Below are 14,178 nucleotides of genomic sequence, written 5' to 3'. Positions count from 1 at the left end.
TTCTTCGCTTCGGGTGGTGAGGCTGAGCCCAGCCCTCCCTGGCAGAATTGCCGGGATGCGCCTTCACTCAGCCACCGCCACCCCGCTTCGGTATGGAGCCGCCTCGCCCGACAGACTTTTCGCCTCGCGCCTCTATCTTCGCCAGCGCGTCGAGCTTCTCACGGCATCCCCCCAGTGCTCGAGTGTCCCCCACGCCCCGGCGGTCAGCACCTCGCCAGCGTGAGCGGCAAGCCGACGACATCACCGAAGCCCATCGATGGATGGGGCGGCCCGACCATCCAGCGGCATTGCGCGCGGCGGATGGCATGTGCGTCCTTGCAATCAAGTATATGTCGCGCAAGTGAGCATGTTGCGCCGTCTGGCCGCGCGACGTTCAATGTAAGGACAGTGTTGTTTACGTTCCATCGACACGGGCCCGTTCCGCGATTTTTCGTGTCGCAATGATGGCGACTTCTCCCTCATGGAGGCTCGTGTGCCGATTCGCATCCAGGAGGTGTTACCTTTGAGCGACGCCAGCTCTCAGTTCGCCAAGCTGGCAGACGATGTTGTGGCGGGAAGCGAGAAAGTCTTGACGAAGAATGGCGAACCGTTCGTCGCGCTTATCGACACGCGTAAGCTGGCCTACTACCGCGCGCTCGAGGCCGAGCACCGCCAGCGGGTCGTGCCGAGTGATATTGCAAAGGGTCTTGAAGACATGCTTTCAGGCCGCGTGCGTTCTGAGATTGAATTCCGAAAATCAGTTGGAGGTTCTAGCCCTCAAGACTGATTTCGTCAGCATCACCGACGCATGGGGCGGTTTTTACGAGAACAGGACGCAGGCGACTGTACCGCCCGGCCATGTCACGCGAGACTAGCGCGAACGCGATGCTACCTCGGGTTCCACGAAAATGGTGTGCCGGCACGGCCCGCGCCGATTAGCCCTCGAAATGGAAGGCTCGAATGAAGCACGGTACTTCGTAAATGCGTGACTACGGCATTTCTCGCCAACATAGGCTGCTCTTATCCCTCAGCAAAAGCCGCAGCGCATCGCAGTACCTGCTTTGCATCGCCCCGCATGAGTGCCTGCAGCGGCGTCGAATTGCCAAGCTTCGTTCTTGGCGCCGTGAAAAATTTCCATTTGCGCCAGCCGGCAACGTTGCCAAGCCGTCTCGATACCTTCGCCAAACTCTTACGGTCCAGCTCATCGACCAGGAAGAACGCCGGATAGTAGGCGTCCCTCCCAATCTCGACGCTGAACAGGCGACGGGCGGCGAGGTCCTTGGCCAGCCTGTGCTCGGAGATGCCCGAGGCCGTGAGGAAGTCTGTTAAGTGCAGAAGCTTTCCTTTGGCGATAAGGGCGTAACGTGCCGACTTACTGCGCTTTGAACCGCGTTTGCCGCCATTCGATGCCGACTGCATTCGACCATGAGTCGAGCTGACTTCCAGGTTCAAGGCGGTTGACAGGCCAGCGATTCGCATGAGACGGATTTTGAAAAGCCTGCCCAGCTCTGCATCTGGAATCTCAAGAAGCGCAGCAGCGGCCGTGGGGTCGAACAAGACTGCTGCCACGGCGGCCATGTGTATAACTCGCAAGGCCCGGGCGTCGTGATGCGGACTATCCTGGCTTCCATCACTCTGCATCCGTGCCATCTTCGCGTCTCCCTGGAAATGCTACTTCTTAACAGTCCATGTCTGATGCGCCAGGTTGAACTCGAGTGCGACATGCTCGCCTTTGCCACCGGGCGTTGATGGCGGCGCCCAGACTGTCGGAAGCGCCGCTGCCGATAAATCGAGGTCGACTTTCAAAGGGTAGTGCCGCAGAAGACTCGCAGCGACCGACTGTACAAGGCCGTGAATCGTAACCTCGTCCGCGCGCGAAAGTATCTCCAGGAAATCGCGGGTACCGAGCACTGCTTTGGTTCGCTCAGCCGGCGTGGTCATCACGGCCTCTCCGCTAGCGACTCGGCCGTGACATCTGTGTAGGACGTGATGTCGTTGACCTTGCACCACCGTTCCCAGAGATACCGACCGTTTTCGGACCATCCACGAGGCCCAACCAGCTGATAGACGCGCCCGGACGACGTGATGCCGCGTAGTACGGCCGGGTCGAACTCTTGAATGGCGGTGCTGACACGGCCGGTGAGGTTGCGCACATCGCAGCCCACGAAATGCCTGGAGCCAAGTTGCGTTTCCAGGATTTGCCAGTCGGAAATTGACATCTCAGGCTCAGCGCTCACATCCGCCACTCTCCAGACAGGCATGGTCACCTCCAAGTCTCAAGGGGCAGGGCGTTCCATCACGCAATATGATGCCGGTCCGCATTGCCGGAGCAGCCCGCGACGCACTCTGACGACCAAAGTGTCTTCACCGGCCACCGTCACCGTGCGTTTCTACACGCGCTCTGCACAGGGCGAAATATAGACTTGCCATGAAGGAAAGCAAGAAATTTTTGTCCGCGGCGTTGGCTTACCGAGCCGACGCTCCCGCGACGGCGGCGTCAATCATGTCTCGACCGTCGAGAAAGAAATGGAGGTCAGGGAATCGGCAGACCGTGGCACATTGAAGAAACAATGCAGTGGAAAGCGTTCCGTCCACTATCTGGCTCTTCAATGTCTCGGCGGCAACCTCGACGCCGATTTCGGCCAGGCGCTGAGAAAGCAGGATATGGTTCAGCCATGGCTGAGCCACGAGTTCCGCCTGAATGACGTGCGCAGCGCACTTTTCCCAGCTTGCGCCACTGCGCAGCGGAACAGTCCATTGCTCGGGGTATTGGCTTTCCGAGGCGGCCAAGGTTTGAAGGAAGAAGGAAAAGCGGAAGGTGCCGCGCTGGATTTTGCCTTCCACAGAACGCGACGACTCGGACAAGCCCATAGTATTCAGCGCGTCGGCAAGTTCCGCGTAGCTCACGTCCCGGCGCGCCAACGCGACCCGGATGGCGCGTGAGGCGAGTTTTGACCAAAGAGCGTCGACAGTCACAGGGTTCGCATGATTCCGCATAGCCATATACCATGAAATGCGTGTAAAAACACACGCGCACGTCGATTGTGAATGTTGCAGTGAGGTTCCGCAACCGTTGCGGCTGGACAGAATGCAGTGAGGACTGAAGCGACGCGGTCATCGCCGTCAGCAAACGTATAACGGGCAAGGGGCTATTCGCCAAGTTTACACACGCGTACTGGTCGCGCTACGGCGATTCGTTGCAAAGCCTGGGTCGCACGCGCAATCCGACTCTGACTTTTGCTAGTGCATTGTTTCAGGCGACCATTCGCGCACGACGCACCACCGTTCCTGCGCACGCCTTTGCAATTCACCCCGCGCCACGGCATGACGCATTTGTTTCCGAACACCGGGAGAAGTCGGTTGGCCGAGCTACTATAGGACTTGAAAGTCCGGATGGCCGTCGGCGGAAACGGTGGTGTAATGCTCGATTTCTCGGGCGTCAGAGGCGCCGCAACGGGAACCGCGACGCTAGCTCGAACCTTGGGAAAGCCGGTATATTGGCAATCTCAAAACGCTTCAAATTACTTCCCGGGGATTACAGGTGTCGCACACGCTCACGGCAAAAGAACAAACGCTGCAAAAAATCTTCAGCGACGAGTATGTATTTACCATCCCGGGCTATCAGCGCCCTTACTCCTGGGGAAACGACCAGGCGCAAGAGCTCCTGGACGACTTGCTGAGTGCGCTCGACGCGTCCCCGGAACAACTTGCCGACGGTGTGCCTTATTTCCTCGGGAGCATCGTTCTCATCAAAAGCGAAACGTCGCCTGACGCCACCGTAGTCGATGGTCAACAGCGCCTGACGACATTGACGCTACTGCTTTCAGCCATCAGAGCCACAATCAGTGACCGTGCCGTGCAAGCCGGCATCACCAAGCGTATTTACGAGCACGGCGACGTTGTCTCAGCCACCGAGGCGAGCTACCGGCTTTCATTGCGCGAGCGAGACAGAGACTTCTTCCGTCAATATGTTCAACATGAGGACGGTCTCACCAAACTCATTGAACTCAATTCGACGCTGCCCAGTGCGCAGGCGCGCCTGCGGGCAAACGCCAAGGTTTTCATGAGCGGACTGGTGAACCTGGGAGAACCCAAGCTCAAACGGCTCGTTCAGTTCATCATCACGCGTTGCTACCTTGTCACCGTGGCGACTCCCGACCTCGATTCGGCGTACCGCATCTTCGGTGTTCTCAACAGTCGCGGCCTGGACTTGAGCGCAACGGACATTTTGAAGGCGGAAATCATTGGGGGCATCGAATCTGGTCTTCGTGAGACGTACACGAAGAAGTGGGAAGACGCCGAGGAGGACCTGGGGCGCGACGAGTTTGGCGACCTGTTCAGCCATATTCGCATGGTCTATCGCAAAGCCAAACCGCAAGGGACTTTGCTCAAGGAGTTCAAGGAGCACGTTACGCAGGCGACCACGCCGCAGACATTTGTCGACACGGTTTTGCTGCCGATGGCGCAGGCGCTTACCGCTCTCAGCGGCGCGGATTACGCAAGCACACAGCATGCGGAGCTGGTGAACGAGCATCTGCGTTGGCTCAACAAGCTGGAATTCAAGGACTGGCTGCCGCCTGCCTTGGCGTTTTACGTACGGCATGCCGAGCAACCGGCTACGATGCTGGCTTTCTTCCGTGACCTCGAACGCCTGGCGTATTCGATGCTCGCGCGGAAAACTGGCGTCAATGGTCGTGTTGAGCGTTTTTCTGCACTGACGGGGGCTATCGAAAATGGCCAGAATCTGTTCGCCGAGGCGTCACCGCTGCAACTGTCTCCGAGTGAGCAATACGACACCTATTCGGTACTGAACGGCCCACTGTATGACACCCATTCTGCGCGGGCAGTGGCGCTGCTGCTTTTGCGCCTGGACCGTCTTTTGTCCGATGGCGCCGCGGTCTACGAGCATGACGTCGTCTCGGTGGAGCACGTAATGCCCCAACAGCCTGCTCCGAACAGTCAATGGGCGACCTGGGTTCCCGACACGAAAATCTATCAAAGCTGGGTCCATCGGCTTGGTAACCTCGTTCTGTTAAGTCGCAAGAAAAATAGCTCCGCGAGCAACCGCGAGTTTGCCTGGAAGAAAAATTCGTATTTCACCAAAGGGGGCGTTTCCGGTTTCGCCCTTACTACACAGGTGCTGCAGCATCCGGAGTGGACGGCCAATGTCATGCAAGCGCAGCAGACTTTGGTAATGAACGTGTTCGAGACGCACTGGCGACTGGAAGAACGAAAGAGCAAGGCAGAAGTTGCAAAGGAGCTGCTGGCCGAGCTGTCATCGGATAGCAACGGCATCTACTTCGAGCTCGAAAGTGCCAAGCACGGTCTCGTCGCACTCGCGCGGAAAAGTACCCGCTCTTTCACCGTTCTCGCACAGTCGCAAGCGCGATTGGGATGGTCGGGACAGCCACACTCATATCAGCAGTTGCGAGAAAGTCTGCAAAGTCTTGGCTCGTTGCAGCAGTCGTCGGACGGCTCCCATCTGGTCTTCGCGCAGGATGTGGCCTTTGTCAGTCCCAGCGCAGCATCCGCTACGGTCTTGGGTAGAACCGACAATGGGCGCAATTCATGGCGACTCAAAGGTACGTCGATTACTTATGCCGCGTGGCACGACAACCTGCCGACCAGCCAGCCGTCAGCCGAGACCGAACCTGGTGACCGGTGATTTGGCGATGACGTCGGTTCGCCATGAACCAGTCGGCGAAGCTCATACGGTACAGTCGCTGGACACCCGAACCTTGCGCGCCGGCCCAAACACCGGGTCGGTGTGACGGGCGGCGCAGATGTCAAGCTCTGCCGATAAGGACCGGGGCCGAGTGACCCGCGGTCCGCTGCTACCGCAGGCTGCACGTCGATAGATTGCATAACAGCGGTCATCCATGTTCGGCAGCGAATCTGCCCACGATGCTTAAGCCGACAATATCCTGATGGTCATCTCATTGGTTTAATCCGTAAGGTCCGCCGACTGCCATTCGACGAAGAGCATTCGTTCGACCTCGAGCATGGTCGTTTCGTGTGTCCGAAGCAGGTCGGCGAGATACGCCTGGTCAATCAACTCTACTGAGTTCAAAATCGCGTTCTCTTGTGCCTGCGCATTGAAGAATTGATTTGTGACGCAGACTTTTTCGAACGAGACGTTCGGGTGCCTGCGCCGGTAGAAGGCTTCACCCGCCACAACTTCCTTTACAGCGTCCCAACCGAGTTTCGTACCATCAGTTCCGCTGGTCTTGGCCTGAATAAGCTGACCTCGTTTCCCATCGATGGCCACAATGTCGACACCATTGTCATTCGTGCCTGGTGTCCGATAGCAGTTGAATCCGCGCTTACTCCAGAGAGCGCCAACAAGACACTCGAAGTGTTGCCATCCCATACGAAGCGCCATGTCCAGACTGATGCGTTCATCCAGGTCGCTGGTCTGTGAATGCGGCACAACGTCTGCGATATTGAAGTCGCCCGGCGCTACGTCTCCCGCGCCGTTAAGCATGTCCTCTGATAGCCCTCGCTTGTGGGCAAGCAACTGGTCAAGCTTCACGTCGAACGTCGTGAAATCGTCCGCCCAAACGGTTGGATAGTAGACGTACACCGGCTTCTTCTGATTGATGCGGTACGCGCGGTCGGTCGCCTGGTCTTCCTTGGCGGGATTCCAGGTGCGTGAGTAGTGAACAACATGGTTCGCCGCCTGGATATTCACGCCGAATCCAACGGCCACAGGCGAAAGCACCAGGACGCCGAAGCCCGGCGCTTCTTGAAAGGCTTTGATTCTCTTCTGCCGACTGGCGACGTGAGTCGATGACGCACTCGTGTCCCCGTTGATGATGTCGGGACGATAGCTGAACTCGGCTTCGATGTAGTGCTGCAGAAGTCGCTGAATCTCCCGGAACTCGCAAAAGACGATTGCCTTCTCGCCCTTCGCCCTGATTTCGGAGAGCTGCTTGAGCAGCCAGTCGAGCTTCGGAGATTTCGCGCGATAGTCGCCCATCGGCTCCGGCTTGAACACGCTCAAGCCATGCACTCTCGGGTCGGTACACACCAGCCTGAGATAATGAAGCAATCCAAGGTGATTTTTGAACGGCGTTGTATGGTCAGGCTCTTTGCGTCGTTTGAAGCCGTCCACCGCCTTCGCATAAAGGTTGCGCTGAACGCTAGAAATGGGGAGACGCCGACAGTCGTCGACCACGATTTTCGGCGGCAGTCCCGTATCGACCTCGGTCTTCAGACGCCGGAGAATCTGCGGTGAGATGCGAGCGCGCAGCTCTTCGACACGGGACTTTTCTTCGTCCGTCTTCGCCTCAATCGGCTTCCGATACCGCTCACCAAAATCGTTCAGTGCACCCAGCAAACCAGGCTGCACGTAGTCGAAAAGACACCACATATCGGCGAGTGTGTTTTCGACCGGTGTCCCCGTGCATGCAATCCTGAACGCGACATTCTGCTTCTTGGCCGCCCGGGTCACCATTGCGGCGGGGTTCTTGATGCGCTGAGCCTCGTCGCACACCATCAACGACCACTTCTGCGCGGCAAACGAAAACTCCAGGTCGCGCAACGTTTCGTACGTCGTCAATACGACTTTGGCATCGCCAATCCAGTTGGGCTTCAAAAACCTGACCAGACCATCCTCAGTCTGCAGACGCTGGTCTATCTGGCCGCGCGGTACGCGAAACTCGGCAAGACTCTCGCCGTACGCAGTCAACAGGGGCAATGCACCCGGCTGAAAAAACTTGTTGGCTTCCTCCGCCCAGTTTTCCAGCAATGAGACAGGCGCGACCACCAGCATGGGATTCATGTTGGCGTCCTTCTCCAGCAACCAGGCCATGAGCGCCAGCAACTGGAAGGTTTTGCCGAGCCCCATGTCGTCTGCAAGGATGGCGCCGCGGACCTGGTAATCGGTTTGCAGACTGAAGAGATGCTGCATCCACGCGAGGCCTGTCTGTTGATGCGGCAGCAAGGCGAACCCCGGGCGAATGCTTTGCGGAAGCTTGGGACTTGCTGGTACCGACTGCAGCGCCTCACGGCGCAATTCCTCGTATTCGAGTGCCTGGATGTTTGCGCGCAGAACAAGCTGCTTTTTGGTGGCCCGTTCGCCGGGCCGTTTGCGGGTTTTTTCCGGGTCAAACTGCTTACCCGATTCCAGGTCGGAAAAAAGATTCTCGAACGTGGAGATGATTTCTTTCGCATCCGATAGCGAAATAGGGTCCTTGAGCCAGCCAACGTCGAGCTTTGCCACGCCTTTCGCGTCAGCTTCCAGTACGTCGTTCTTCAGTTTTTCGATGGCCGGCTTGTTGGTAGGCACAGCCACTGACTCGCCACCGTCCTTCGACTGATAAACAATGACGGGCAGGATGTTGTCCGGGAACCAACCCTCACCTTCATCTTTCTTCGCGATATACGGCGAATGGTACGGCTTCTCTACACCAATCGATTCGATGCGCGTCGAGTAGCCTCCCAGGTCATGGACCTGAGCGTAGGAGACCAGCGTGGGAGGGGTGCGACGTTGCGCGAGTGCAGCCGACAATTCCTTGAGGTGCTGCTCCGAATCCCCCTGCAGAGCAAGGTCGTAACCCTGCCAGGCAAGCAGTTGGTGGCCAAGCGCGAGCGACCGCGAAAGAGCCGAGACGAACGTGGAAAGCTCGTTGTCGTCGAGCCAATGCGTCTTCGAGGAGGTCGGTCCACTCGCCACGGCCGATTCGACAAGCAGGCCGACTCGCAGTGCATAGCCCGCAGCGTTGCGCTCGAACGTCGGTACAAAGCGTTCGTAGTCGAGACCGGCGTCTTCGCGAGCGCGTTCGAACTGCGACTCTTCGATAACGTCAACGGCATCAGCGCCCAGCGCCGCGTAAGGATTGAGCAAAAACGCCTGTGCCCGTGAGCCGGCGACGCGCCGTCCAGGCAAGCGCTTGATTTCACGAAGCACCGTCTTCACTTTCGGCGTGACCAGAACCTGGACGATTCCTTCTCGGGTCGTGATGTCGTATCGGTCACGAATCTCGCGAGCTCTGTCAAAGGTGTCGAGCCAGTCGTCTGGTGCGCCGTCGAAGCCTGGCTCGATTTCGACTACGTGGTCGTCTGCCACTTCGACCGACCGCCTCAGACCGATATTGAGCTTTTCGGGACTCAACACCACCGAGCGGTAGAGAAAATCATCGAGTCCTGCTTCGGCGTCGAGCGCGAGCTTGCGAATCCGCCCCCAACCTTGCCGGTTGGCCAAATCAGAACGGTCCTCGTCACCACGGCGCGAGAACGCAACCACCGCTTTGAATAGCTTCCATTGCGCAGGGCGCATCAGCGTCTCTGCGGTGCCTTCCGACATCACCGGCCCCGTGAGAGTGCCTTGAAATTCGCGGCCGCCGTCGACGCGCCATCCGTCGACCGCGATGCCGAACTCGCGGTCGACCAGCGAATGGCCACTTCGCAGGAACGGACGGAAGTCGGTGAAAGGTGGAATTCGAAGCACGTCGCGCAGCTGCCCGTAGTCCTGCCGCTCGAGGATTTCATAGGCCGACTGCCAGTCCAACAAGAAACCGTCATCGACCGGGTTGGCGAGACCGTCATCGGTGAGCTGCGTGAGGTAGCCCCCGACGAGGTCCCCGTCGACCATCGCACCCGGGCCTTCAATTCGACGAGTCAGAACGATGCCTTTATCCGACCACTGCCGCTTCCAGGTGGCGACGTCTCGCGCTTTTGCCGGCTTGAATAACTTGAACACAGTTTCGCCTTATTTCCACCAACCCTTGCCCGGCTTCACATGGAAGCCCCAATCCGCCAGGACCTGGCCGATATGCCCATCATCCTCGTCTCCGCGAACCCACAAGTTTCCGCCGAGTGCAGTCCGGTCATCGATTTGCAGACCATGCGTTGCCGCGAATCGCTTGAGCGCGACATGCGAGTAGGATTCGTGCGTTGCAGTGTGGTTTTGCGTCGAGCGAGTGTTCTCGCGAGACGAGCCCAGACTCGTCGGCCGCGTGCGTTCGTTAGCAGCCTGGCTTCTGGTAGAAGAACGTGAGGTGTCGACAGAGGGAAGAATCTGAAAACTCTCACGAAGCGTTGCCTCGAACATATCCTCCCAGCGCCTCCAGCCGTGAATGCCATCCCCATGCTTGAGCCAGAGCATGCGACTCGAACGCTTGAGCGAATTCCGCTCGTCTTTCCCGAGCTTCAATGTCTGACTCGTATTAAAGGGGAGCGAACGACTGGCGTCATAGCCATAGAACGCGTTTCCGAGGCCACTAAACTCCACCGCGACCAACTTACCCATCGTCATGATGAAAGCGTTGTTGGCACCGGAGGCGTCGAGTTCGCGAGTCAGGCCCTTCATTTTCCTGCGCAGCGCGACGAGGTCAGGTTCACGCGAATTACGTGCGGTTGAGCCTAATGCGAACTCGATGTCGTCAATGGACTTGACATATCGCTTCCAGAATTCCATTCGACGACGGTCGGCGAGCCCGTCCTCTGCCAGCTTCGTAAAGAAGGTTTCGATAAATTCGAGCTTCAGCCAGTCAGAGACCATCGTTCGAGCCGCGGGCGCGACGCCACCCCATCGTGTCGCATTTGACGGCAGCCACGGATTGCCCCACCAGGTAACAGCATGGTCGCGAAGTCTGGGATGGAGCGGGCTGCCAGAGACCCGGGCATATCGGTCGAGGACCAGAATGGTCCCTCGGTCGCGGAGCACTTCGTTATGGGACAGCAGGCCAAGCAAGCGAGGTAGCAGGCTCACAAACTCGTCGTCATCAAGTTTCGTCGCGCCTTCAACCTGCGTCAGCACGAGCTGGCGCAGAAACCACGACTCTTTTCCGATTTGAAGCTGCTCACAAATGCGGTCGATATTCGATTCGTCGCCGCGCAGCAGCTGGCTCACATAGGGAGCGCAGGGCGCTTCGTTGAAAAGCTGTCGATTCTCAATTGCTGTGTCGACCCATGCAGGCCCTGGTTTGCTGTCCCGTATCTCGCGGTTGCGGTCGTGAAGGTAGTCTCGCAAAGTCAACCAATTCTTCTTTCCGGCGGGCGCTGCTTCAGGCGCGTCCACGTCATAAGTGAAGTAGCTCTTTGCGAGCCCTTGATAGCAGCGTCTGTATGACGCGGTCCTGGCTATGTAGCCGTCAACACTGTCGAGGATACGCTGCAGGCGGGGACGGTCCTCCATGACGCACTCACCCTGGGGGCGGTGCGGAATGCATAAGCCAAAGGACAGTAGGTATGCATCGCGGAACGTGGGCACTTCCTGGCTGCTCCAGTACCGCCGGACCGCATCGAGCTGATGGTCGTGCACGGGTTCCCGGCCGCTACCTGATTTTGCACGCGCTTTCAGCTCTTCGAGAAGTGCGTCGATTTCGCCGCCCAGGCGAACCGGTTGCGTCTCCTCGATGACGGACGATTGCAGTAAGGACGCGAGGTAGTTCAGTGCATTCATCGCAGTGCGCAGTCGCCAAAGTTCCCGGATTGAAGCGGGGCCGCAGCTCTTTCTTCTCCAACACCTAGGAACTCGAGACGCATCTCGACGCGGCGACTCTCCTCGTCCGTCTCCTTCGAGTCATTGAACGAATATCCGCCGACCAGGAACAGGTTTCGTACGTCTTCCTTCTGGTCCTCGACGAGCAGACTCGCACCAGCCGTAGCAAACATGCTGCACAACACCCGCTCGCTGCGCTGAAGGCTGAGGTTAAGATTGCTCAGGTATGTACCGGTTCTATCTGTGTAGCCTTCAACAACCACGCGCTTAAGTACGCGCTTGCCCAGGTCACCGTTCGCCAAGGTCAGGATTTCGGGGACGAATTGACGCAACACGGCTTCCTGCTCGGGCGCCAGATTCGATTTCCCAAATGCAAAGCGCGCGCGGTCTCCAAAATCGATGACATGCCGGTCACGGTCTATCTTGATGCCGTTGTAGCGCTTAGATGCAGCTTGAAACCGGTCAAGAATTAGCTCGATGTCCTTCCGATGCTGCTCTTCGCGCTTTTCCTTCTCCGTTACATTCTTCGTCACGGCGAGCAATGCCACCCCCATGACCACGAGAAAGAGCACCATCAGCGCCGTCATCAAGTCAGCAAAGGAAATCCAGAAGGGTTTCTCCGCCTCGTCACGGCTTCCTCGCTTGACGACGATTTGACTTCCAAACATCGTCTACCTCCGCGCCGGCGTCAGGGTTCCCATCGCGGCAAGCGTGACTTCCAGCTCACCGACTGCTGACGAAAGCAACCCCACTGCCGAACTCAGTTTCGTATGGAACTCGGCATTCGCTTTATCCAGCGTGCGCTTCACTTCAGTCGCGAATGCACCGTGTGCGTCTGCCAGAACGCGGCTCACACCGGCGAGGTATTCGTCGGCCTGCTTTTGCGCCGCGCCGAGATGGCCGGTAGATGTTTCGATTCGATTGAGAATGTCACCAGTCAATGCGGCCTCTCTTCGTGCGGACTCGACGGTGGCGCGCAACTCTGTGACAAGTTGGCCGATGCTGTCGCGATGAGCGCGATAGTCGCCCAGAAGTTCCTGGATGGCTCCCGCCCCGCTTGTCAGATTCCCAGCCGTTGCGGCGAGCTTGGTCGAGACATCGGCGGTTAGGCCCATGATGCTGGCGACGCGCTCGCCAGCGGCGGCGAAGTTTCGCGACGCCGTACCCAATGCTTCAGCGCCAGCGTGCATACGGTCTACCGATGAAGCGGTGGACTGGGTCAAGGTAGCGACGCTTTGCGCCATCTGCGTCGTCGCAACACCCAGTTCCTTGACAACGGCATCGACGGATTCGGACATTGCTGTAACAGCCCCAGTCGCACGCTCAGACATGGCGCTCTCGCGTGCGCGATTATTCTCAAATACTTCTTTCTGCGCGCCACTCAGTGTGGTCAGCATCTCTCCCACATGCGTGCCAAGCGTTTCGAGCGTCGTCTGCAATTTCTGGCTCGTCTCCGACTGGGATGTCGCGACCAATTGGCGTAGTTGCTCGATGAATGCAGCCGATTGGGCGTTCATTGCCTCTTGTCGCGACTCCATCTTCTCGATGGCCTCCGCCATGCGCTGCGCCATTGCATCGGTCGAACGCTGGCTCGAAGCTTCGATGTTCGAGACCAGGGTGTGCAAGGTGGTAACGGCTTGCTGGATGCTCTGGGCGGTTTGCTGGTTAAGTTCGGTAAGCCCAGAAATCTGGCCGCCAAATAAGTCATTTAGACGTTGGCTGAAACTCGTCATTACGTCCTGCAGCATCCGTCCGGCGCTTGCGCTCTGGTCGCCGCTGGCGCTTTTGACCGTTGCTGCAATTTCATCGAGCGGGCCTTTGAGACCCTGCTGGATGCTCTCCGCGATAACCTGTCCAAGAGCCGCATTGTTCTGGCGACCAGCCTCCGCGACCAGTGCGGCTTGTTCTTTGCTCGCCTCGATTTGCGCGCTAGTCAACTCACGCAGCAGCTCTCCCATCTCCTTGACGAGAGCGTCCTTCAATATCTTGGATTGGCTCGCCGACTCCTCCGATGCCTTGACCAGGCGCGCCAGGTATTCTTCGCCGGCCCCCGCCTCAAAACGCGCGTCAATCGCATGAACGATTTCTTCTGTACGTCGGTACAGCGAGGCAAGGAGAAGCTTTTCGAAGAGCGTGGTTAGCATCGCCGCAGCGATTGCCGAGGCGGACACAAGAAACGCCTCTCCCACCGAATGCATAAGTGATTCGAGGCTGCCGCGCACGGTCGCCGCGTTATCGCTGATTTGGAACGCGTGAAGGCCTTCTATCAGCCCGCTGAATGTCCCGATGATACCGATGCCAGTAAAAATTCCGGGAACATGCTTAAAAAATTCGGTGCGCAAGCGGCTGTCGACGACAACCTGGCTGTTGAAATACAGCTCGGCGGGCACGGTGGCGCGTACGGCGCGCACAACCATCTGTCCATCGCGCTCCTCACGCTGAACGTGCAACGATTCGGCGTACTCGTTCCATAGATGGGCGAGCCGACGGTCGCCAGCGAATACCGCCTCAAACTGTGAAGGGTAATTTCCGTCTTCAAAGTTTTCAATGCGACGCTGAATAGAGCGCAGCCGAACCAGATGCCTTATCGCCGGACCGAAGAAAAACGCAATGACAGCAACCACGAGGGCGGCCAGAAATGCGCCCGTGACGAGTGCGGGTGTCGGTACGCCCGCAAGTAACGACTGGATGTTCAACTTCGGTCTCCCCGGTTAAGGGTTTGTTTTGTTAGCGTGTTTTCCTCGGCGCCTCCC

At 58.1% G+C, this 14,178-nt stretch carries 10 protein-coding genes; 2 read left to right on the top strand and 8 right to left on the bottom strand.

Annotated elements, in window-relative coordinates; genetic code table 11:
* Positions 1-472: 472 nt before the first annotated feature.
* On the top strand, positions 473-766 hold the full coding sequence (locus F757_RS0105495; RefSeq protein WP_027210541.1) for a type II toxin-antitoxin system Phd/YefM family antitoxin: 294 nt from the start codon (positions 473-475) through the stop codon (positions 764-766).
* A gap of 233 nt (positions 767-999) precedes the next feature.
* Here the strand turns inward: F757_RS0105495 and F757_RS33035 are convergent, their stop codons facing one another.
* From F757_RS33035 to F757_RS33025, 4 genes are all read right to left on the bottom strand, one after another.
* Complete coding sequence (locus tag F757_RS33035) at positions 1,000-1,557, bottom strand: hypothetical protein (RefSeq protein WP_051376686.1); 558 nt, start codon at positions 1,555-1,557, stop codon at positions 1,000-1,002.
* 93 nt (positions 1,558-1,650) lie between these two features.
* Positions 1,651-1,920, bottom strand: coding sequence for a BPSL0761 family protein (locus tag F757_RS33030; RefSeq protein ID WP_051376685.1), 270 nt, complete (start codon positions 1,918-1,920; stop codon positions 1,651-1,653).
* Positions 1,920-2,198: a hypothetical protein gene (locus F757_RS0105480; protein WP_232221361.1), complete on the bottom strand. Its 279-nt coding sequence runs from the start codon at positions 2,196-2,198 to the stop codon at positions 1,920-1,922. Before F757_RS0105480 ends, F757_RS33030 begins: the two co-directional genes overlap by 1 nt.
* Positions 2,199-2,445: 247 nt before the next feature.
* Positions 2,446-2,955 (bottom strand): DUF6471 domain-containing protein, encoded by a 510-nt coding sequence (locus F757_RS33025; RefSeq protein ID WP_232221360.1) that lies wholly within the window; start codon positions 2,953-2,955, stop codon positions 2,446-2,448.
* A gap of 565 nt (positions 2,956-3,520) precedes the next feature.
* Here F757_RS33025 and F757_RS0105470 point away from each other — a divergent pair.
* Positions 3,521-5,644: a DUF4357 domain-containing protein gene (locus F757_RS0105470; protein WP_027210538.1), complete on the top strand. Its 2,124-nt coding sequence runs from the start codon at positions 3,521-3,523 to the stop codon at positions 5,642-5,644.
* 279 nt (positions 5,645-5,923) lie between these two features.
* Here the strand turns inward: F757_RS0105470 and F757_RS0105465 are convergent, their stop codons facing one another.
* Genes F757_RS0105465 through zorA form a run of 4 tightly spaced genes read right to left on the bottom strand, consistent with a single transcriptional unit; the run spans position 5,924 to position 14,121 of the window.
* Entirely contained in the window at positions 5,924-9,682 is a 3,759-nt protein-coding gene (locus F757_RS0105465; RefSeq protein ID WP_027210537.1) for an SNF2-related protein, read from the bottom strand.
* A 9-nt stretch (positions 9,683-9,691) separates the two neighbouring features.
* Positions 9,692-11,386 carry an EH signature domain-containing protein gene (locus F757_RS0105460; protein ID WP_027210536.1) on the bottom strand — a complete coding sequence of 565 codons (1,695 nt, stop codon included), beginning with the start codon at positions 11,384-11,386 and terminating at the stop codon, positions 9,692-9,694.
* Entirely contained in the window at positions 11,383-12,093 is a 711-nt protein-coding gene (locus F757_RS0105455) for an OmpA/MotB family protein (RefSeq protein ID WP_027210535.1), read from the bottom strand. The genes F757_RS0105460 and F757_RS0105455 overlap by 4 nt, the downstream gene beginning before the upstream one ends.
* 3 nt (positions 12,094-12,096) lie before the next feature.
* Positions 12,097-14,121, bottom strand: coding sequence for an anti-phage ZorAB system protein ZorA (gene zorA / locus F757_RS0105450; RefSeq protein WP_027210534.1), 2,025 nt, complete (start codon positions 14,119-14,121; stop codon positions 12,097-12,099).
* Positions 14,122-14,178 lie beyond the last annotated feature (57 nt).

It is taken from the genome of Burkholderia sp. WSM2232 (assembly GCF_000472545.1).
Taxonomy (GTDB): Bacteria; Pseudomonadota; Gammaproteobacteria; order Burkholderiales; family Burkholderiaceae; genus Paraburkholderia.
The sequence above is the reverse complement of the archived record's forward strand: the minus strand, read 5'-3'. Positions and strand labels throughout refer to the sequence as shown.